The 1604-nt window shown below is 68.6% G+C and carries 2 protein-coding genes; both read right to left on the reverse strand.

Going from position 1 to position 1604, the window contains the following annotated elements:
- Window positions 1-661 (reverse strand): ferrochelatase (locus AC5RUJ_RS16060; RefSeq protein ID WP_494156219.1); only part of this gene is annotated, 661 nt, incomplete at its 3' end.
- A 56-nt stretch (window positions 662-717) separates the two neighbouring features.
- Window positions 718-1425 carry a hydrogen peroxide-dependent heme synthase gene (gene hemQ, locus AC5RUJ_RS16065; protein ID WP_494012554.1) on the reverse strand — a complete coding sequence of 236 codons (708 nt, stop codon included), beginning with the start codon at window positions 1423-1425 and terminating at the stop codon, window positions 718-720.
- Window positions 1426-1604: the final 179 nt, after the last annotated feature.

Genomic DNA, 1604 nt, shown 5'->3' on the forward strand with positions numbered 1-1604 from the left:
TGGCCAGGTGCTGCGCCACGTAGGCGCTGCCGCCCTCGTAGTCCACCCCGCGGGGCCCGGCGTTTTCGGCGTCCCCGAGGGGAATCGAGTGGGTCGCGAACATCACGTGGACCGGCGCGTCCGCGGCCCCCTGCGCGGCGAGGTCGGCCCGTACCCGGTCCAGGCCCTCGGCCAGGCCTTCGGCGAACGGTTCCACGAAGCCGGGGTGGTCGAAGTACTGGCGCACCTTGTCCACTTCCAGCTTGCCGGCGAGCCCGGTCTCGACCAGGGCCATGCCGAAGTCCTCGCGGTACTGGCGGCAGCTTGAGTAGCCGGCGTAGGCGCTGGTGGTCACGGCCAGCACGCGGCGGTGGCCGGCGTCGTACGCTTCCTTGAAAACGTCGGTGATGTAGGGATCCCAGTTGCGGTTTCCCCAGAGCACCGGCAGCTCGATCCCGCGGCGGGCCAGCTCGGCCTCGAGCGCCGCCTTCAGTGCCCGGTTTTGCTCGTTGATGGGGCTGACGCCGCCGTTGGCGCGGTAGTGCGTGGCGACTTCTTCCAGCCGTTCATCGGGGATCCCGCGGCCGCTGGTGACGTTGCGGAGGAAGGGGATGACATCGTCCTGGCCCTCGGGGCCGCCGAAGGAGGCCAGCAGCAGGGCGTCGTACTTCTTCGGCTGCATGGTTCCGTCGGCGGCGACGCCGGCACGCGGGTCAAAGGACGGTTCGGCGGACTGGTTCACCGCAGCACCTCGGCGATTTCGGCAATGCTGATGCGCCTGCCGGTGTAGAACGGGATCTCTTCGCGCACGTGGTTGCGCGCGTCGGTGTAGCGCAGGTGGCGCATCAGGTCCACCAGGTCGATCAGTTCGGGGGCTTCCAGGGCCAGGATCCATTCCCAGTCCCCCAGCGCGAACGAGGCGACCGTGTTGGACAGCACCTGCGGGAAGTCGCGGCCGAGCAGTCCGTGGTCGCGCAGCATCTTGCCGCGTTCCTCGGCCGGCAGCAGGTACCACTCGTAGGAGCGCACGAAGGGGTAGACGCAGAGCCAGGCCTCCGGGTCCTTGCCCAGGGAGAAGGCCGGGGCGTGGTTCTTGCTGAATTCGGCATCGCGGTGGACGCCCATCGCGGACCAGACCATCTCGGCGGGGGCGAACAGCGGGGTCCTGCGGATGTCGCGGACCGCCGCCTGGAGTTCGTCCGGCTGCGGTCCGTGCAGCCAGATCATCACGTCGGCGTCCTCGCGCATGGCGGAAACGTCGTACGCGCCGCGCAGGGTGACGTTGCGGCCGGCGAGTTCGGCAACCGTCTCATCGAACGCCGCGGCCGCGGACGGATCCACCGGTGCGCCGGTGCGCTTAAAGACCGTCCAGAGGGTGTAGAACAGTTCCTCGTCGGTGCCGCCGGCGGCGGGGATTGCTGACTCTGACCTTGCCGATTCGCTCATGCTTACCAGTCTGCCTTCTGCATCGTAATTAATCGAAAACCACTTCTACATATTGTAGAAGATCAGTGCGCCGCCGGCTGCAGCCGTGCGGCGAGATCGCGTGCACGGCGCCGTGCGTCCCCCACCACGGCCACCAGCCCGGTGCCTGCCAGCCATGCCCCGGTGCTGCCCAGCCCGGG

It is taken from the genome of Arthrobacter sp. Y3223164, from assembly GCF_059091005.1.

Bases quoted from the DNA above. Each gene is read 5' to 3' on its own strand.
- hemQ (WP_494012554.1), bottom strand. From the start codon at position 1,425: ATGAGCGAATCGGCAAGGTCAGAGTCAGCAATCCCCGCCGCCGGCGGC.